We start from the raw sequence: 17,610 nt of genomic DNA, 5'->3' as shown, positions 1-17,610 counted from the left end.
TCCCTAATCTGTGATGCGTTGTAGATAGTGATGTAATTCGTACCAGAGTTGATTCACCAGAGCAACCAGCTCGCGCCAGTTCTCCAGGGTTGGTCGATCGACTGCAAAGCCTGCAGCGGATTCATAGGCATTGATAAACGCATTACGTTGCGGCAGGTCCAATTCATTAACGGCCATAGTATTGGCTAGATCGAAATAACGTTCGCCCAAGCCGGCGTACTCCCAGTCGATGACTCGCAGGGTAGGTGTTATAAAGATATGATGCATGCCCAGGTCGTTATGGCAAAACACCGGACGCGCGGCGAAGCTGTCTAACAACTTACGGAACAACTCCAGTCGCGTACTGAAGTGCTGTGCTCGCTCGGCATCAAACTCGGCAAGCTGCAGACAGTAACGCTGCAAGCGCTCGCGCAAAGACCAGACCGGAACATCCACAGACAAGCGGTGGATATGTGCCGATACATCCGCCAACTCTCTTAATTTATCCGCCATCGGCAGTTTAGTATGGGCAAGATCAGGCTCTTCCAGGAAGCTCTGCAGGACAAGTCCCTGAGGCGCGTCGTAATGAATCACCTCCGGCGCCAGCTGATACTGAGCAAGTTGCTGCTGAACGCGCACTTCCTGCTCACGATCGAGGCCGTAGGGATGGTCGAAACGAAACTGTTTGAGAATGTATTTGGCTTGCGTGGTGGTTATTTTATAGACATTGTTGGCGACACCGCGCAGTAGCGGCTCGGTTTTAATGACACCACGAATGGGTAAACTTTCTAACCACTGTTCTCGCATTGTTTACTATCCACCTGTGTTGTTTGCCATTGCCGCATCGCATACACGACCAGTATAAGATAAACAAAGTACAGACCTCCAGTAACCACGAAGCCTTTACTACTATACAGGTAAACATAGATAGCATCGATGACCAGCCAGTACCACCAGTTGGCGAACTGCTTGCGGGTTAACAGCCAGGTCGCAAAGAGTGAATAGACCGTGGTGTAACTGTCGAGCCAAACGGCATCGGCGTCCGTATAAGTCTGCAACAGGTAGGCAATGCCGGCAGCGACCACCGCCAGGCCCACGAGCCATTGCAGGTGCCACTGCCAGCTGTACTCCTGTACCTCGGTCGCATCATCCTGACCATGGCCGTACCGCCATTGCCACCAGCCATACGCGGCCAAGGCCACGTATATGAGTTGCAGAGCCGATTCCATGTACAACTGCGCACCAAACATCAACTGCGTGTAGATCACACAACTGATGGCGGCCGCATACCAGCACCACAAGGATTGGTGCGCGGCGAGTACCAGATAACCAATCGCCAGAGCCACTGCCAGCCACTCCAGCCAGGAAGTTGCTAACAACTGTTGCCAAATCTCCGCAAAGCTTATCATCACCGCACACCTTTACCTGTTATGGGATTAAAACGAGTACTTGAAGGTCACTCCGACGCGACGCGGCTCACCGTACTGCTCGTAAGTCTGCGGTACATACTCGAGGCGCGGATCATTACCGAAGTAGAAGCCACGAATACCATAGTCCTGGTCCGTCAGGTTACGCGCCCACAAGGTGACCTGCCAGTCCTCGGCCTGCCATTTCAGGCTGGCATGCAGCACAGCCATAGCATCGGCGCGGCTCATGTGCGAATCCGAATAGAAAAAGCCATCCTTGCCATCGACTTCGATAACACCGCTAAGCTGTTTACTCCAGGCGTAGCGAGCACCAACATTGTACTGATAGTTGGGCGCATGAGCCTGGTCGCGGCCACTCATGTCAACACCATCTTCCGTGACAAAGCCTTCAATCTCGGTTTCCAGTAAGCCCACAGAGGTGAACAACTCAAGTTGATCGACCGGGCGGTAATTGAATTCCAGCTCAGCACCGTAAGCATTGCCCTGTGCTGCATTTTGCAGATAGCCCACAAAACTTTGGTCGCGATTGACCCAGCCTTTGAGCTGCACGTCGTCACGCTGATGCATGAACACTGCCACTTGCATACTAAAGGTGTCATCGGCATTGACGCGCTTATGCCCGACTTCGAAGCTGGTTAACAGCTCAGGCGCGAAAGTGGCGCGCGCCAGTAGATAGTCACGCAGCTCCGTCAGTTCGGTATCCTGTACTTTGCCCAGTGCTTCACCATTGACACCACCGGCTTTGTAGCCCCGTGCCAGGGTCGCATACCAGAGATGATCTGTGGCGGGCAGGTAGCTCAGACTCAACCGTCCACCCCACATGGTATCTTCCGGCTCGGCCTGCACACCATTACTGTCCTGATAAGGATTATCGTAGCGCTCAACGCGGGCGCCCGCGGTCAACCGCCAGGCTTGGGTAAAGTTTTGCGCCAGCTCACCGTACGCCGCAAGGTGACGACTTTCATAAGTACTGAAAAACTGGTCTTGCTGATAGCTGTCCCAGTTAAAGAAATCACGAACCAGTTCTTCGTCGCGCTGATAGTGGTAAAGTCCGGCCACCCAGTCAGTTTCCCCACCCAGCAATGCTAATGGACGAGCGCTGACCCAACGAGCTTCCAGGGTCTGATCTGTGCGATCACGGCGGTACGCATCAAATGAACTGTATTCCCAGCCTGGTGCAATACCGACAAAGGTCCAGTCTTCATCATAGCTGTAGACGCTGTCGGCATCGAGGTGAGTAAAGGACAGTTCCAGATTCGCAAGGCGACCAGCATAGCTCAGTGCAAAGCGCGCCGCGGTGGAGTCCAGATCATCTTCGCCCGGCTCATCAGAGAGTGTTTGGCGGCTGTTATCCAAAGAAAACGCGTCGTACCCATTGTCCTGATGCAGATCATGAATGGTGGTACGCAATTGCCAGCTCGAGCCGAGGTCGGTGAACAGGTTGAAGCGAATATTGCGCTCTGAACGATCATTGGTATCGTCGCGTTCCAGATAGTTGTTGGTGATAAAGCCATCATCACGTTGCTGGAATACACTCAGACGGGCACGGCCGACTGCACCTAATGAACCACCTACCGCAAAGCCACCCTGCATCGCATTGTAGTTGGCGGCGCCGAGTTGCCAGACGCCCTCGGTGTCACGGGTCGGCTGGGTGCTTTCCATAACCAGCATACCGGCCATTGCATCAGCACCAAAGCGACCGCTTTGCGGTCCGCGATAGACCTCGACCTGACTGATATCAAACAGTTGGGCGGCCTGCGCCAGGCCACTGTAGTTAATGCCATCGACAAGCAAACCGACCGACGGCTGAATCGGATCAACGAACTGACTGCGTTCACCCACACCGCGGATCTGAATGAAACGTGCGCGCGAACTACCGCCGGAGAAATTGACATTGGCCAGGGCATTCAGGGCGGTTTCAAGGTGCAAGGCATTGCGCTGGTCCAGGCGATCTGCCACCAGTGCGGTAACACTTGTAGGCGCCTCTTGCACCGTCATGCGGCGGAATTCGCCCTGAATAGTAATACGCTCTACCGCTTCTTCGTTATCGGATTGCGCAAACGCAGGACTTGACGCGATGAGCGCCAGGACTAAATAAGACTTACGGAACATGGATTATTTCCTCAACTTCTGGTTCAGAAACAATCCGGTCGGGCGGGATTTCAAATGGACTAAGAGTGTTAGCTACCATCCCTACGCCAGTATTAACCGGATCAGGTGCAAAGGGTTTGCGACATGCATCTCAGCCTGGCTCTACGCGAGAACGTAGAGGGGCACCCCTTGGTATTGCGCTGCGGAGTATAACAGCGCGCTTAAATGAAGGCTAGCGCATCACCATAAAGTTGTTGTAATGGTAAACCTTGCGCATGAAATTCATCGCGGATGATACGCACCATTTCAAAGCGCCCGGCAACGTAAACATCGGCTTCATTCAGGTCGGTTTGCTCGGCCAGCACCGCATGATGGACCAAGCCTATGGCGCCATGCCAGTTTGCATTCGCCTGTTCTACAACGGGACGATAGTGAAAGTTCTTGTGCTGCTTGCTCAGCTCGCGCAACCGCGCATCATAATAGAGGTCCTCAGGCGCGCGCCCGCCCCAGTAAAGAGTGACAGGTCGCTGGGTGTCATCACGCAGATGCGCCTGCAGAATCGACCAGGTGTAAGAAAAACCTGTGCCACCGGCAATAAGAATCATGGCCCGATCGCTGTTGGCGCGGTAGCTCGCCTGCCCCAGCGGCGCCTCAATAGTCAGCTCGCCGTTGTTACGTATGGCCTCGATAACTTCCATAGCATAAGGATTATCGGGCATCGCGCCAATATGCAGCTCAACGGTAGTCGTGCTCGAAGGACAGGAAGCAATCGAAAATGGGCGTTTGTCGCGTTCATCCATCACCACCTGTAGGTACTGACCGGCAGCGAATGTCATCGCTTCGGGTAGCGCCAGGACGACCTGGTAAACGTTTTTCGACAAGGTTTCCAGGCTTGTCACCTGAGCTAACATTTGTTTCATTTCGCCTGCTTATCCTGTTGCATAATTCCAAGTTCATCCCAGATTTCATCGACGCGCTGCTGCACCGCCTCGTCCATCACAATCGGCACGCCCCACTCACGATCCGTCTCGCCAGGCCACTTGTTGGTGGCATCCATGCCCATCTTCGAGCCTAAGCCAGAGACCGGCGAGGCAAAGTCAAGATAATCGATGGGCGTATTTTCAACCAGCACTGTATCACGAGCAGGATCCATGCGGGTGGTCATGGCCCAGATCACATCGTGCCAGTTGCGGGCATCGACATCGTCATCACAGACAATCACAAATTTGGTATACATAAACTGCCGTAAAAAAGACCACACGCCCATCATCACGCGCTTGGCATGACCGGCATACTGCTTCTTCATAGTCACCACTGCCACCCGGTAGGAGCAGCCTTCGGGCGGCAAATAAAAGTCGACAATTTCCGGAAACTGCTTTTGCAGCAAGGGAACGAACACCTCGTTCAGCGCAACACCCAGCACCGCCGGTTCATCCGGTGGACGCCCGGTGTAGGTCGAGTGATAAATAGGATCACGACGGTGGGTAATGTGCGTTACGGTAAACACCGGAAACTCATCGACCTCATTGTAGTAACCCGTATGGTCACCATAAGGGCCTTCAGGAGCCATTTCACCAGGCTCTATGTAGCCCTCGAGAATCATTTCGGCGTGCGCAGGTACCTGTAAGTCATTGCTCAGGCACTTGGTCACTTCGGTTTTGCCATCGCGTAATAAGCCCGCAAACGCATATTCTGACAAACTGTCCGGGACTGGCGTCACCGCGCCAAGAATGGTGGCGGGGTCAGCGCCCAGAGCCACAGCAACGGGGAATCGCTCACCCGGATGCTGCCGTTGCCATTCCTGAAAATCAAGCGCGCCACCGCGGTGCGACAACCAGCGCATGATCACTTTATTCTTGCCGAGTAACTGCTGGCGGTAGATGCCTAAATTTTGTCGTTCCTTATGCGGGCCTTTAGTAACAGTCAGACCCCAGGTAATCAACGGCGCAACATCCCCCGGCCAGCAATGCTGAATGGGTAACTTGGTTAAATCGACCTCGTCACCGCTCATCACAACGTCCTGGCAGGGCGCTTTCTTCAGCTGTTTCGGCGACATACTCAGCACTTTTTTATAAACAGGCAAAAGGTTCAGCGCATCGCGGAAACCCTTCGGCGGCTCGGGCTCTTTCAGAAATGCCAGCAGCTTGCCGACATCGCGCAGCGCAGCCACAGATTCCTGTCCCATGCCCAAAGCGACGCGCTCCGGGGTGCCAAACAGATTCGCCAGCACCGGAATGCTGTGTCCTTTGACGTTCTCGAACAACAACGCCGGGCCACCTGCCTTCAAAGTGCGATCAGCAATCTCGGTCATCTCCAGATAAGGATCGACTTCAAGCTGAATTCGTTTTAACTCTCCACGCGCCTCCAATAAGGCCATAAAGTCGCGTAAGTCCTGATACTTCACTGGTGGTTGCCCCATGCCTAAAAGAATGGCAACGATTATACGGGTTTTTATCACTGTTTTCAGCGCTTTCAAATTGAGCTAGGCTAGATGGACACCACCAGCTTAAGGATACAAGTTACTCATGACGGACCTCCCCATCGCATTTATCCTTATCGGATGCTTCACCGCGTTACTTGTTATTCTCTCTGTCCTGCCACTCACAGAGCGCACCCATTGGCTGATCAGAGTCTGGGATTTTCCCCGCTTACAACTGGCGGGTTTAGGTCTTTTGTTGCTCGTGACAAGCGCCCACTGGTTACCCGTAACCTCACCTTTTACCTGGCTTTTAGTCGCCATTCAGGTCGCCTGCTGTGCCTGGCAGCTTTGGTGGATTTTTCCGTATACGCCGCTAGGCGAACGTACCGTTGAACGCTACAACAGAAAGCGTGACGAGAAAGCCGTGGAAGAGCATCTGCGGATCCTGATCGTGAACGTATTCGAACATAACCGCAATGCCGTCGGGCTAGTGCGCATGATCAACCGCATCCGCCCCGATATTATCGTCGCTGTTGAAACCGACGAATGGTGGGAACAACAGCTCACCGATATTGAGGATGATTTACCCCATGTTGTCCGTGTCCCGCAGAACAACCTCTACGGCATGATGGTGTATTCGGTCTGGCCGCTAGCTAATGTCAGTGTAGAAAATTTAGTACAGGATAAGGTGCCATCGGTGCACGCTGATGTGCAAATGCCAGGGGGCCGCGAAATCCACCTGCATTGTGTGCATCCGGTGCCGCCAGGTCCCAGCGATAATGACAAATCGAAGCCCCGGGATCGGGCGTTACTGAAGGTTGCGGAACGTGCGGCTAACGAGCCAGGTCCAGTGATTGTTACCGGCGATCTGAATGACGTCGCATGGTCACCCACAACGCGCGAGTTTTTAAGTACCAGTAAGTTACTTGACCCGCGCATGGGACGCGGCTTCTTCAATACCTTCCACGCGAAGCTTCCCTTGCTGCGCTGGCCGCTGGATCACCTGTTCCACAGTGAGCATTTCATGCTGGTGAAAATGCGGCGACTGCCCAAGTTCGGTTCCGACCGCTTCCCGCTACTGATTGAACTGGCGCTGAAGAAAGAGTGACGTGACCTCTTCCCTTGATACGCTCACTTGCTTATTGCATTTCGATTTCCGATTGCGGCGCACGACGGCAATTGGCTGACAGCTCAACACCTGTCCTATTCTTTAACTTTGTTGTCGTCAGTGGGGTCTGACCGTGACATTAACTCGCGATAATATTGGTACATATCTGGATTAGTTTCCGCCAATGCTTCAATGATTTCGTATTGACTCTCGAGAGTTTTCTGCAACAACGAACTAGCAGAGGCAATTTCATTGTTGTGCAGTCGCTGTTGAATTTCTACTGCGATGACATATCTTCGCAATTCATTCTCTAGCCCATAAATACGAGTCATTTGATAACCGAGAATAAAGCCTGCGATACAAAATAGAATAAATGATAACAGTGCCCCCCAGATTCTCATTCTTCACTCTCCTTTACGCGCTCCGCAAGCACAAACTCCCAGTCCTTCAGCTGTAATTCACCGAGAAAAAGCTCATTTTGATATAAGTCACCAATCTGACGTTCCCGGTTGTTAAAGTAGAAATCTTGCATTCGTTTTTTCGCTTCAGGAATATCGCCTTTCTCTACGCTATCTTCGACGGTCCATAAAAATAAAGTGAAGCCAAATTCACTCGCTAATAAGTAGTTAGGAACGAACCTCACTCCCATCCAAACACCAATTAAGAGACCTAGAATGCTTGCAACAAAACCGAGTAGCCACGAGCGCATTCCGTAGCCCTTTTTAGATTGATTCATTGGCTTCTCCAAAGACGTAGAGTCAAAATTAAATCCGACAACAGAGCTTTCATGAAATGATCCTTAAGTTTTTAACCCCCAATATATAACAAAAAAAACCAATCTTTAAAGATTATCAAACAATATAGTCGCACGGAAACGAAAGCATGCCGATAGCGGCGAAGGTAGGTTTATTCTGCTGGAATCGTAGCGGGAAAGCGCCGGCGAGTGCTTTGCTAGGGACTTCGTCATAGGGTGTCGGCCGCAAGAGGCGCGGCGAAGCCAACAGGGTTATATCTGAGGGTGTGCGCCGCAGGGATGCGGCGAAGGCGCCGGCGAGTGCCTTGCTGGGGTCTTCGTCATAGGGTGTCGGCCGCAAGAGGCGCGGCGAAGGCGCCGGCGAGTGCTTTGCTGGGGACTTCGTCATAGGGTGTCGGCCGCATGGATGCGGCCGCCAAGCCCCCAGGGAAGGGTTTACGGCGTCCCTATGACGAAGGCCCCAGCGAGGCGCAAAGCCAAGCCTAAGACTTCTGCCGCTTCATGGCCTCGAAGAATTCGTCGTTGGTTTTGGTCATTTGCAGCTTGTCGATGAGGAATTCCATCGCTTCCGTTTCACCCATCGGGTGTACGATTTTGCGCAGAATCCACATTTTTTGCAGCTCTTCCGGCGAAGTTAACAACTCTTCGCGACGCGTACCCGAACGATTGAAATCAATCGCAGGGAAAACACGTTTTTCAGCAATCTTACGATTCAAGTGCATTTCCATATTACCCGTGCCCTTGAACTCCTCGTAAATCACCTCGTCCATTTTCGAACCCGTATCGATCAATGCCGTCGCGATGATAGTCAAACTACCACCCTCTTCAACATTACGCGCAGCACCGAAGAAACGCTTTGGTTTGTGCAATGCATTGGCGTCTACACCACCCGTCAGTACCTTGCCTGAGCTTGGAATAACAGTGTTGTAAGCACGCGCCAGACGGGTGATTGAATCAAGTAAGATGACCACATCTTTCTTGTGTTCGACCAAACGCTTCGCTTTCTCGATCACCATTTCAGCGACCTGCACGTGACGGTTTGCTGGCTCATCAAAGGTCGAAGCAATAACTTCGCCTTTCACCAGGCGATGCATCTCAGTAACTTCCTCTGGACGCTCATCGATCAGCAGCACCATCAGCACACAATCAGGGTGGTTAGCAGCGATCGACTGCGCAATGTTCTGCAGCAATAACGTCTTACCAGCCTTCGGCGGCGCCACAATCAAACCCCGTTGACCTTTACCAATTGGCGAGGCCAGGTCTAACACCCGAGCAGTAATATCTTCCGTCGAACCATTACCACGTTCCATGCGCAGACGTTCTTCAGCGTGGAGAGGTGTAAGGTTTTCAAAAAGAATTTTATTGCGGGAGTTTTCAGGCTTGTCGAAGTTGACTTCACGAATCTTAAGAAGGGCAAAATAACGTTCGCCTTCTTTCGGCGGGCGTATTTTCCCGGCCACCGTGTCACCAGTTCGCAAATTGAAACGGCGAATCTGGCTTGGCGACACATAGATGTCATCTGGACCTGCCAGGTATGACGAGTCTCCCGAGCGCAAAAAGCCGAAGCCATCCTGCAAAATTTCCAACACCCCATCACCATAAATATCTTCGCCGCTTTTCGCATGCGCTTTTAAAATGGCAAAAATGATGTCTTGCTTGCGGGTACGAGCCATGGCGTCGAGACCCATGGATTCTGCGAGCTGTACCAGCTCGTTTACGGGTTTGTTTTTTAATTCTGTAAGATTCATAAGAGGGATATGACTTTAGTGTCCATAGGAAAACAAAGGGTTAGTTTATGTTTTATAGCTTTAGGGGTTTGCTATCTGGCTGCCGGAAGGCTGACAACCTGAAGAAATATTGATTGAAAAGTAACACCTAAACCGCAGTACGTCCAGTTTTTTGCTCGTTATTTGAACCAACTGCACGCAAAAAGTTGCCAAACCGCAAGATTTGGCAACTTTCCGAAAGACGTCTTTAGATATTTTGCTCAATAAACTCGGCTAACTGAGCTTTTGACAGAGCACCAACCTTGGTGCCGGCCACTTCGCCGTTTTTGAACAACAGCAGTGTTGGGATGCCGCGAATACCGTACTTCGGCGGGGTCTGGCTGTTGTGGTCGACGTTGAGTTTACCAATAGTGATGCGGTCGCCGTACTCGTTTGCAATATCGTCAAGGATAGGTGCAATCATTTTGCATGGGCCACACCACTCTGCCCAAAAATCTACCAGTACTGGTTTGTCTGAATTGAGTACATCTGCCTCAAAAGAATCATCACTTAGCTGAACAATTTTATCACTCATGGTAATCTCCGCTGCTGAATTCGCGTGAAATAATAAAACACTATTATTTCTGTTTTTGAATGTTAGCGCAAACTGGTATGCTTATGCTATGAGTAAAACACACCTGACAGAGACACGCTTTGCCGATCTCGACCTGCACCCGCAGGTATTAACTGCTTTGAATAAAGCGGGCTTTGAGTATTGTACGCCAATCCAGGCCCTGAGCTTACCTATTGCCCTAAAAGGCCAAGATGTAGCGGGACAAGCACAAACGGGGACTGGCAAAACTCTTGCCTTCCTGATTGCAGCTTTCACTACCCTGCTTAACAAGCCGCGTTCTGGCGAAAAACGTTATCCGCGCGCTATTATTATGGCTCCTACGCGTGAACTAGCAATTCAGATCGCAAACGATGCTGAACTTCTTGCTGCTCACTGTGATATGCGCCTTGGCATTATTTATGGGGGCGAAGGTTACGAAAGTCAACGCCAGCAACTCGAAGAAGGCGTAGATATTTTGATCGGAACCACCGGTCGCCTGATTGATTATTGCAAACAGGGTATCTACCAACTTGATAAGATTGAAGTTGTCGTACTTGACGAAGCTGACCGCATGTTCGATTTAGGCTTCATTAAAGATATTCGTTACATGTTCGAGCGCATGCCTGGTGCCAAAGAGCGTCAAAGCATGCTGTTTTCAGCGACCTTGTCGCAACGTGTGCAGGAACTTGCGTACGACCACATGAACTCGCCGACGAAAGTTGAAGTTGAGCCTACCCAAAAAACCGGCACCCGCATCAGCGAAGAGCTTTTCTATCCGTCGAAACAAGACAAAATTAAGCTACTGCTGACGCTAATCGAAGAGGATTGGCCAGATAAAGCCATCATTTTCGCAAACACTAAGCATGTGTGCGAGAAACTGTATAACTGGCTGGAGGCCGATGGCCACCGGGTCGGCTTGCTCACCGGCGATGTTCCGCAGCGCAAACGACTGAAGATTCTTGAAGAGTTCTCCGAGGGCACCCTCGACTTTTTGGTCGCCACCGATGTCGCCGCCCGCGGTCTGCACATTCCGGAAGTAAGTCACGTGTATAACTATGACTTGCCGGATGACTTTGAAGATTACGTGCATCGTATTGGCCGAACCGGCCGTGCTGGAGCTAGTGGTAAGGCGATCAACCTGGCCTGTGAGGAATACGTCTATAACCTGCCGGCTATCGAAGACTACATTGGTCATGCGATTCCTGTCACCAAATATGACCCTGACGCCCTGTTAACCGACGTACGCAGTCCTCGACCAAGTGGACGTCGTCGCAGCCGTGGCGGCCGTCGTGGTGGCAGTGGTGGCCAACAGCGACGCTCGTCAGGGCAGCGTAAACCGCCAGCAAAGCGTAACGGCTAATGCATCCGCACCCGCGTATCGCCGCAATCGACCTGGGATCGAACAGTTTCCACATGTTGATTGCCAAAGCGACCACACGGGGCTACCGCATCATCACCCGCCATCGGCAAAAGGTTCGCCTCGCCGATGGCCTGACGCCTGATCTGACGCTGGATGATGCTGCTATTGAGCGGGGCATTGAGTGTTTAAAAGACTTTGCTCAGCGCCTCGCCCATTATCAACCTTTGCAAATCCGTTGTGTGGCCACCGCCACATTACGCAAAGCTCACAATCGAAAACAAATTCTCAAGCGCTTTGAACGAGCGCTTGGCTCGCCTATTGATATTATTTCCGGGATGACCGAAGCAGGTCTTATTTATCAGGGGGCCACCCTCGAACTCGCACGCCCGGACAGTGCCATGCTGGTCCTGGATATCGGCGGTGCCAGTACGGAGGTTATTGCCGGCGTCGGCACCGAGCCGCACGTACTGAAGAGCCTTGATATGGGATGTGTGGTCTGGCAAAACCGTTTCTTTGCCGGTGGCATGATTTCCGCAGCACGCTTTGCCGCTGCCGTTGCCGCTGCGGCCGAGCAAATCCGTCCATTGGCAACAACCTATCAGGCTCATGGCTGGCAAACCGTCTGTGGCGCATCTGGCACCTTCCGCGGACTACAGGACTGTCTGCGCCATTACCGCGCTGACGCAATGAGCGCAGAGTTCATTCGCTTTTGTATGGAGGAGAGCATCAAACAAGGTAGCGTGGACGCTTTACCGGCGATTGGTGTTCGCGAAGATCGGATAGCGGTTTTTTGTGGCGGACTGGCAATTCTGGTCGCACTTACCGACAACCTTGACATAAAGACCGTTGATCTGGCACAAGGCGCTTTGCGCGAAGGTCTCGTGAACACCATGCTCAACGAGCGCAAGCGCTCGTTGGCATAAGCTTTAACTGTTGGCGAGTTTTGCTGCTGCCGTCTTAGCAAAATAGGTCAAAATGCCATCAGCGCCAGCGCGCTTAAAGCTCAGCAAGGACTCAAAGATCACGTCTTCCCCTAACCAGCCATTGGCAATAGCCGCTTGCAGCATCGCGTACTCACCACTCACCTGATAGGCGAAGGTCGGCACCTTGAAGGTTTCTTTCACATTTCGCACCACATCAAGATAAGGCATGCCGGGTTTGACCATCACCATGTCGGCGCCCTCGTCTAAATCCAGAGCGACTTCATGCAAGGCTTCATCGGCATTGGCAGGGTCCATCTGATAGGTTTTTTTATTACCACTTTTGAGATTGCCGGACGAGCCCACAGCATCGCGAAAGGGGCCATAAAATGCTGAAGCATATTTCGCTGAATAGGCCATGATCTGGACATTGTGGTAGCCCTTTTCTTCCAAAGCCTCACGAATCGCACCAATGCGACCATCCATCATATCCGAAGGCGCAACCACGTCAGCACCCGCTTCGGCGTGCGAAAGTGCCTGCTTAACCAGAGCTTCAGTAGTGATATCGTTTTGCACATAGCCGTGTTCATCGATAATACCGTCCTGGCCGTGCGTGGTGAACGGATCCAAGGCCACATCAGTGATCACCCCGAGTTCGGGTAACGCCTCTTTGATAGCCCGCACAGCGCGCTGCGCCAGACCATCCGGCGCCCATGCAGCTTCGGCCGTCAGCGACTTATCTGCCGCAGGAGTGACAGGAAACAAAGCGATAGCCGGGATACCTAAGGCAAAGACTTCACGGCACTCAGCGACCAGCAGATCGATGGATAGGCGCTCTACCCCCGGCATTGATGCCACCTGTTCGCGCTGGTTTTCACCAGGCAGGACGAACATCGGGTAAATAAAATCCGCAGCCGTTAAAACATTTTCAGCCACCATACGGCGGCTGAAGTCATGCCGTCGCAGACGGCGCATGCGGCGGAAAGGGAACTGACTCATACTTTGCATCTACGGCTTTTCACTCACATCTTTCGCGGAACGGGCGATTCGAATCTGATCACGCCCTGCATTTTTAGCTTGATAAAGTGCGTTATCGGCAGCTTCCAGCAGCTGTTTACTTGAAGCATGGCCGGGCAGACTATTCAGCAGTGCCATGCCGACGCTAACCGTTATTTTAACCTCACCACGCTCGGTGTGGAAGCTGTGGCCACGGATAAGGTCAGTAAAGGTCAATACTTTATCATGGCATCCCAATTCCTGGGCACCTGGCATTAAAATTACAAACTCTTCACCACCGTAACGGTAGATACGATCGCCTGCGCGGCGGAAGTTGACACGTAATAAGCGTGCCAGTTCAACCAGCACTTCATCACCCACGGGGTGACCAAACTTGTCATTTACTTTCTTGAAGTGATCGATATCTATCATCACCACCGCAATATCATACCCGGTGCGGCGTGCCCGGCGCACTTCCAACGGCAGGTCATCGTCCAGAACGCCTCGATTAAACAACTTCGTCAGGCGGTCTTCGCTACTTTTCACCTCAAGTCGCTGATTCATTTCTTTGAGCTTACGCATCAGCGCTTCGAGCTCTTTCGTACGCTGCTTCACTTTCACTTCAAGGCGCGAGTTCAGGCGTTGCTCAGCAGCCAGGCGCTCCTTACGATCTTCGTTAAAGCGGATGGCAAGCACCAGACTCAGCAGCATGATCTCAATCGCTGAGCCAATCATGATCATGTAACGCTGAATAAAGAACGATTCAAGGAAGCCCAGGTAGCCAATGGCATTAATAATGATGGCAAGCAACAGTACACTCAGTGCCAGTGAGTAAATGCGCGCATAGGCCAGGCCTTGGTGCCAAAGCGTCAGACCGGTGAAAATTAAGAAGCTGCTGGCTAAAATCGCGACGGAAAGGACAACCGAAATCATCCACTCATATGGCAGGAAAATACTTGCAACAAACAGGAGGACCGCAGCAATCATGATGCCCTGCAGGCCCATATGCAGTTTCGGACTGCGCAGTTTGGTTTGCAGCACCTGGCTGGCGACCAGACTGGCAAACAGAAAAACCATACTGCCAAAGAGTGGGATCGCTTTACTTTGCAACCATTCGGACCAAGGCCAGAGATACTGATAACCGGTGCCATCAAGACCTGCCAAGAGTAGACCGATACCGACAATATAGGCGCTGTAATAGCCAAAACGACGATCTCGGGTCACGCTGTAACTAAACAAGTTGTAGACGATCATGCAAAGCAGCAGACCGAAATACATGCCTGTCGCTGTCGTCAGAGCTTGCTCAGCCCCCATCAGGTCAGTAGGTTGCCAGACACTCAAAGGTACCCGCATCGAACTCGTAGTATTAACGCGCAGGAAGACCTCGACTCTATCCCGCGAAGCGACCGGCACAACAAAGTTGCGGTTGTCTACCGGACGCTGATCAAACTCATACGCATCACCTAGCCGGACCCGCTTTATAATTTCATTGTCCGTAACAAAATAGACATCAACGTTATCAAGCAACGGATAGCCAATGCGGATGACGCGGTCGTAGTCGACAGCCGGCAACTTGAAGTGAAACCAATAGGTCGCGGAGGTATAGCCAAAGGACGGGGAGCCGTTATTCAGCACACTCCAAAAGCTTGGTTCTTTGTCGAGCAGCTGTTCTACCGACTGGTTACCAGTAGCATCGACATGATAATAAACAGGCGGCATATTCTCTTGTGCAGAGACGTCTGTCGCAGCTAATCCCCAGTAACACATCACTGTTACCAGCGCGAACCATCGAACTAAGCTTTTTGCCATCCTTCGCATCCAAATAATAAGTGACTATTTTGCCAGGTTGCTGCGGCCAGCTCCTGCAAGGATTCGTGGCGTAATTCCGCAACTACTCTCGCGATCTCGGGAAGCCAGTACGGCTCGTTTAAACTTGGGCGGGGCTTTAGCGTTCTGGGCACTAAAAAAGGTGCATCCGTTTCCAGGATCAAACGCTCAAGAGGAATCCTCGGTACAGCCTGGCGCAGAGCTTCCCCACGTCGCTCATCGCATACCCACCCCGTGATTCCGATAAAACAGTCTAACTTTAGATACTCTTCGAGTTCCGCGCAACCATTAGTGAAACAATGGACCAACTTTTTTGGAATTTTATTGGCATACTTTTGTAACAACTCATGTTGCTGCGCAAACGCATCCCGCTCATGTAAGTAAACCGGTAATCCAAGCTCCGCTGCGATCTCAAGCTGCTGCTCAAAGACGCGAAGCTGAATTTCGGGTGGTGAATAGTTGCGATTAAAATCAAGGCCACATTCGCCGATCGCATGCACAGCGGGGTGCTTGGCGAGCTCAATCAGCTGCTGCTGCAAATCATCCGGTGCGTTGACAGCATCATGCGGATGGACGCCTGCTGTCACTATCAATTGGGGGAAGCGCTCAGCAAGCTGGATGGCATGCTCGGTTTCAGCAAGACTGCAGGCAATCACAAGCAGTTTTTCGACACCTGCGTCTTGCGCGCGTTGTAAAGTGGCCTCGGGTGCTTCGGCAAAGCGGGAGTGGGTCAGGTTCACTCCCGCATCAAACCAACGCAAATGCGACACCTTATTCCTCTACGCGACGCACTCGAATACGCCGAGCTTCATCGCCGACGCGGCCGAGGAAAAAGCTATTTAGAACGCCACGCTCGATATAATAATCGGCGTCATCCGGAAGTGGCACTGTGCGCGAGTCCGTTTGCTCCCAGCGCTGGCCATTGGTGAGTAGTATTTCCCACTTGCCGAAGAAATTACGCTGCGCGTCAGCAATTTTGACCAGGATCTTATCGGGACGATCGCTGGTCGGATCGTCAAGGTGCTCGCGGCCAAACTCTGCTTCTACATTGCCGGCATTTTGTGATCCGGAGGCACTGCCCTGAGTTGCCGCTGGCAGGGCTTCGCCGGCTGCTAACTTATCGTAGCAAACCAGGCGCTGTAATGGATTTTCAATAGCTGCGCAATTGCGCAACTGTTGCTGTGAAATCTCTTGTGCATTAGCGTTTGGAGCCCATAGAGCTGCCAACGTGATACAACCGACAACACTCCCCAAACCAAACAATTTGATCATCTTCAATGATTCCCACTTCAATAGTTTATTCATGTTCTGCATCAGCGTCGCGTGGCGTGCGTTGGTACAGACTAGCAATCACCAGTCCAAGTTCAAAGAGCAACCACATTGGAATAGCCAATAAAGTTTGCGAAATAACATCCGGTGGTGTGAGTATCATTCCCACCACAAAGGCTCCGACAATGACATAGGGCCGCTTTGCACGCAATGACTTGACGCTGGTCACACCGGTCCAGCAGAGTAAAATTATCGCTACGGGCGTTTCAAAGGCAATCCCAAAAGCCATAAAAATTGCCAGTACAAAATCAAGATAGCGGGCAATGTCGGTAGCAACGGTTACTCCTTCAGGCGCTGCATTCGCCAAAAAGTTCAATGCCAACGGCAAAACAACCCAATAAGCAAACGCGACACCAGCATAGAACAACAGGCTACTCGACACCATCAGCGGCACGACCAGACGTTTTTCCCGCCGGTAAAGGCCTGGTGCAATGAAGCCCCAGACCTGCCAGAGTAATACTGGCACCGCCACCGCAATCGCAGCCACTAAAGCCAATTTGAACGGCGTAAAAAATGGTGTTGCTACATCGGTTGCGATGAGCGTACTACCTTGCGGCAAGCTGGCCAGCATGGGCGCTGCGACATACCGATACAGCTCATCGGCGAATACCGCAAAGCCTGCGAAAATGACCAGTACCGTGACCACGCTCCACAACAGTCGTCGACGTAACTCCAGCAGGTGATCAATTAACGGCGACTGACTCATGACGATGGTTTCGACTCATCTTTATCGGCAGCTGATGACGTCCCTGAATCACCGTCATCACCGGCAGACGAAGGCTTCTTCTTCTCATAGGGACGTTGCACACCGGCCGCAGCCTCACGCAATTCAGCCATCGAACGCTGCAGTTCCGGTGACAATTTATCAACTTCCATCTGTTCCGCTTTCTTTAAATGCTCGTGTAGCTCTTTAATGCGAAGCTCATGATTCAGCTCTGCCTGTACCGAAGTTCCAAAGGTCTTCAGTTTTTGCATCCCGCGCTGGAGCCCACGCAGAGCCCCTGGCAGGCGCTCTGGCCCCAGTACCAGCAATCCGATAAGAGCGACGAACAGGAGCTCCCAAAAGCCGATATCAAACATT

Annotated in this window: 18 protein-coding genes and 1 riboswitch; of the genes, 3 read left to right on the top strand and 15 right to left on the bottom strand. The window is 52.0% G+C overall.

The features are described 5' to 3' along the window. Nucleotides 1-3 precede the first annotated feature (3 nt). The 5 genes from J6J34_RS08205 to ubiD form a co-directional block, all read right to left on the bottom strand. Complete coding sequence (locus J6J34_RS08205) at nt 4-786, bottom strand: phosphotransferase (protein ID WP_301721216.1); 783 nt, start codon at nt 784-786, stop codon at nt 4-6. Beyond that, nucleotides 768-1,388 (bottom strand): nicotinamide riboside transporter PnuC, encoded by a 621-nt coding sequence (pnuC, locus tag J6J34_RS08200; RefSeq protein WP_301835356.1) that lies wholly within the window; start codon nt 1,386-1,388, stop codon nt 768-770. The genes J6J34_RS08205 and pnuC overlap by 19 nt, the downstream gene beginning before the upstream one ends. Before the next feature lie 27 nt (nt 1,389-1,415). Further along, nucleotides 1,416-3,518 (bottom strand): TonB-dependent receptor, encoded by a 2,103-nt coding sequence (locus J6J34_RS08195; protein ID WP_301774722.1) that lies wholly within the window; start codon nt 3,516-3,518, stop codon nt 1,416-1,418. A 61-nt stretch (nt 3,519-3,579) separates the two neighbouring features. Beyond that, a riboswitch (TPP riboswitch) is annotated at nt 3,580-3,697 on the bottom strand. 21 nt (nt 3,698-3,718) lie between these two features. Next, complete coding sequence (gene fre, locus J6J34_RS08190; RefSeq protein WP_301835355.1) at nt 3,719-4,417, bottom strand: NAD(P)H-flavin reductase; 699 nt, start codon at nt 4,415-4,417, stop codon at nt 3,719-3,721. Then, nucleotides 4,414-5,901, bottom strand: coding sequence for a 4-hydroxy-3-polyprenylbenzoate decarboxylase (ubiD, locus tag J6J34_RS08185; RefSeq protein ID WP_301774784.1), 1,488 nt, complete (start codon nt 5,899-5,901; stop codon nt 4,414-4,416). Before ubiD ends, fre begins: the two co-directional genes overlap by 4 nt. 121 nt (nt 5,902-6,022) lie before the next feature. Here ubiD and J6J34_RS08180 point away from each other — a divergent pair, with 121 nt between their 5' ends. Then, nucleotides 6,023-7,024 (top strand): endonuclease/exonuclease/phosphatase family protein, encoded by a 1,002-nt coding sequence (locus J6J34_RS08180; protein WP_301721222.1) that lies wholly within the window; start codon nt 6,023-6,025, stop codon nt 7,022-7,024. A gap of 95 nt (nt 7,025-7,119) precedes the next feature. On the opposite strand, the gene J6J34_RS08175 is transcribed toward J6J34_RS08180, so the two are convergent. The 4 genes from J6J34_RS08175 to trxA all read right to left on the bottom strand — a co-directional run bounded on the left by J6J34_RS08175 (nt 7,120) and on the right by trxA (nt 10,079). After that, complete coding sequence (locus J6J34_RS08175; protein WP_301898851.1) at nt 7,120-7,425, bottom strand: hypothetical protein; 306 nt, start codon at nt 7,423-7,425, stop codon at nt 7,120-7,122. Continuing rightward, nucleotides 7,422-7,760: a hypothetical protein gene (locus J6J34_RS08170; RefSeq protein ID WP_301898850.1), complete on the bottom strand. Its 339-nt coding sequence runs from the start codon at nt 7,758-7,760 to the stop codon at nt 7,422-7,424. Before J6J34_RS08170 ends, J6J34_RS08175 begins: the two co-directional genes overlap by 4 nt. A gap of 500 nt (nt 7,761-8,260) precedes the next feature. Continuing rightward, nucleotides 8,261-9,526 carry a transcription termination factor Rho gene (gene rho, locus J6J34_RS08165; protein WP_301721227.1) on the bottom strand — a complete coding sequence of 422 codons (1,266 nt, stop codon included), beginning with the start codon at nt 9,524-9,526 and terminating at the stop codon, nt 8,261-8,263. A gap of 226 nt (nt 9,527-9,752) precedes the next feature. Next, nucleotides 9,753-10,079, bottom strand: coding sequence for a thioredoxin TrxA (gene trxA, locus J6J34_RS08160; RefSeq protein ID WP_301721228.1), 327 nt, complete (start codon nt 10,077-10,079; stop codon nt 9,753-9,755). An 88-nt stretch (nt 10,080-10,167) separates the two neighbouring features. On the opposite strand from trxA, the gene rhlB reads away from it, so the two are divergent. Both rhlB and J6J34_RS08150 read left to right on the top strand, forming a co-directional pair. Next, entirely contained in the window at nt 10,168-11,457 is a 1,290-nt protein-coding gene (gene rhlB, locus J6J34_RS08155; protein ID WP_301898849.1) for an ATP-dependent RNA helicase RhlB, read from the top strand. Then, nucleotides 11,457-12,380 (top strand): Ppx/GppA phosphatase family protein, encoded by a 924-nt coding sequence (locus J6J34_RS08150; protein ID WP_301834399.1) that lies wholly within the window; start codon nt 11,457-11,459, stop codon nt 12,378-12,380. Before rhlB ends, J6J34_RS08150 begins: the two co-directional genes overlap by 1 nt. A gap of 3 nt (nt 12,381-12,383) precedes the next feature. Here the strand turns inward: J6J34_RS08150 and hemB are convergent, their stop codons facing one another. From hemB to tatB, 6 genes are read right to left on the bottom strand one after another with little or no spacing between them, the layout of a single operon-like run. Then, entirely contained in the window at nt 12,384-13,385 is a 1,002-nt protein-coding gene (gene hemB, locus J6J34_RS08145; RefSeq protein ID WP_301898848.1) for a porphobilinogen synthase, read from the bottom strand. After that, entirely contained in the window at nt 13,386-15,182 is a 1,797-nt protein-coding gene (locus tag J6J34_RS08140) for a sensor domain-containing diguanylate cyclase (RefSeq protein ID WP_301898847.1), read from the bottom strand. Further along, a complete protein-coding gene (locus J6J34_RS08135) occupies nt 15,167-15,961 on the bottom strand; it encodes a TatD family hydrolase (protein WP_301898881.1) in 795 nt (264 codons plus the stop codon). The genes J6J34_RS08140 and J6J34_RS08135 overlap by 16 nt, the downstream gene beginning before the upstream one ends. Before the next feature lie 10 nt (nt 15,962-15,971). Further along, nucleotides 15,972-16,472: a hypothetical protein gene (locus tag J6J34_RS08130; protein WP_301834402.1), complete on the bottom strand. Its 501-nt coding sequence runs from the start codon at nt 16,470-16,472 to the stop codon at nt 15,972-15,974. 25 nt (nt 16,473-16,497) lie between these two features. Beyond that, nucleotides 16,498-17,235 carry a twin-arginine translocase subunit TatC gene (tatC, locus tag J6J34_RS08125; RefSeq protein WP_301774715.1) on the bottom strand — a complete coding sequence of 246 codons (738 nt, stop codon included), beginning with the start codon at nt 17,233-17,235 and terminating at the stop codon, nt 16,498-16,500. Beyond that, a complete protein-coding gene (tatB, locus tag J6J34_RS08120) occupies nt 17,232-17,609 on the bottom strand; it encodes a Sec-independent protein translocase protein TatB (protein WP_301898846.1) in 378 nt (125 codons plus the stop codon). The genes tatC and tatB overlap by 4 nt, the downstream gene beginning before the upstream one ends. Nucleotide 17,610 lies beyond the last annotated feature (1 nt).

The sequence above is a fragment of the Pseudidiomarina terrestris genome (genome assembly GCF_030466405.1).
GTDB lineage: Bacteria > Pseudomonadota > Gammaproteobacteria > Enterobacterales > Alteromonadaceae > Pseudidiomarina > Pseudidiomarina terrestris.
This window is presented reverse-complemented; position numbering and strand designations above follow the sequence as displayed.

What these genes read in the sequence shown, in the direction of transcription:
- J6J34_RS08205 (WP_301721216.1), bottom strand. Translation starts at nt 786, where the DNA reads ATGCGAGAACAGTGGTTAGAAAGTTTACCCATTCGTGGTGTCATTAAA.
- pnuC (WP_301835356.1), bottom strand. Translation starts at nt 1,388, where the DNA reads ATGATAAGCTTTGCGGAGATTTGGCAACAGTTGTTAGCAACTTCCTGG.
- J6J34_RS08195 (WP_301774722.1), bottom strand. Translation starts at nt 3,518, where the DNA reads ATGTTCCGTAAGTCTTATTTAGTCCTGGCGCTCATCGCGTCAAGTCCT.
- fre (WP_301835355.1), bottom strand. Translation starts at nt 4,417, where the DNA reads ATGAAACAAATGTTAGCTCAGGTGACAAGCCTGGAAACCTTGTCGAAA.
- J6J34_RS08180 (WP_301721222.1), top strand. Translation starts at nt 6,023, where the DNA reads ATGACGGACCTCCCCATCGCATTTATCCTTATCGGATGCTTCACCGCG.
- J6J34_RS08175 (WP_301898851.1), bottom strand. Translation starts at nt 7,425, where the DNA reads ATGAGAATCTGGGGGGCACTGTTATCATTTATTCTATTTTGTATCGCA.
- J6J34_RS08170 (WP_301898850.1), bottom strand. Translation starts at nt 7,760, where the DNA reads ATGAATCAATCTAAAAAGGGCTACGGAATGCGCTCGTGGCTACTCGGT.
- rho (WP_301721227.1), bottom strand. Translation starts at nt 9,526, where the DNA reads ATGAATCTTACAGAATTAAAAAACAAACCCGTAAACGAGCTGGTACAG.
- trxA (WP_301721228.1), bottom strand. Translation starts at nt 10,079, where the DNA reads ATGAGTGATAAAATTGTTCAGCTAAGTGATGATTCTTTTGAGGCAGAT.
- rhlB (WP_301898849.1), top strand. Translation starts at nt 10,168, where the DNA reads ATGAGTAAAACACACCTGACAGAGACACGCTTTGCCGATCTCGACCTG.
- J6J34_RS08150 (WP_301834399.1), top strand. Translation starts at nt 11,457, where the DNA reads ATGCATCCGCACCCGCGTATCGCCGCAATCGACCTGGGATCGAACAGT.
- hemB (WP_301898848.1), bottom strand. Translation starts at nt 13,385, where the DNA reads ATGCAAAGTATGAGTCAGTTCCCTTTCCGCCGCATGCGCCGTCTGCGA.
- J6J34_RS08140 (WP_301898847.1), bottom strand. Translation starts at nt 15,182, where the DNA reads ATGGCAAAAAGCTTAGTTCGATGGTTCGCGCTGGTAACAGTGATGTGT.
- J6J34_RS08130 (WP_301834402.1), bottom strand. Translation starts at nt 16,472, where the DNA reads ATGATCAAATTGTTTGGTTTGGGGAGTGTTGTCGGTTGTATCACGTTG.
- tatC (WP_301774715.1), bottom strand. Translation starts at nt 17,235, where the DNA reads ATGAGTCAGTCGCCGTTAATTGATCACCTGCTGGAGTTACGTCGACGA.
- tatB (WP_301898846.1), bottom strand. Translation starts at nt 17,609, where the DNA reads ATGTTTGATATCGGCTTTTGGGAGCTCCTGTTCGTCGCTCTTATCGGA.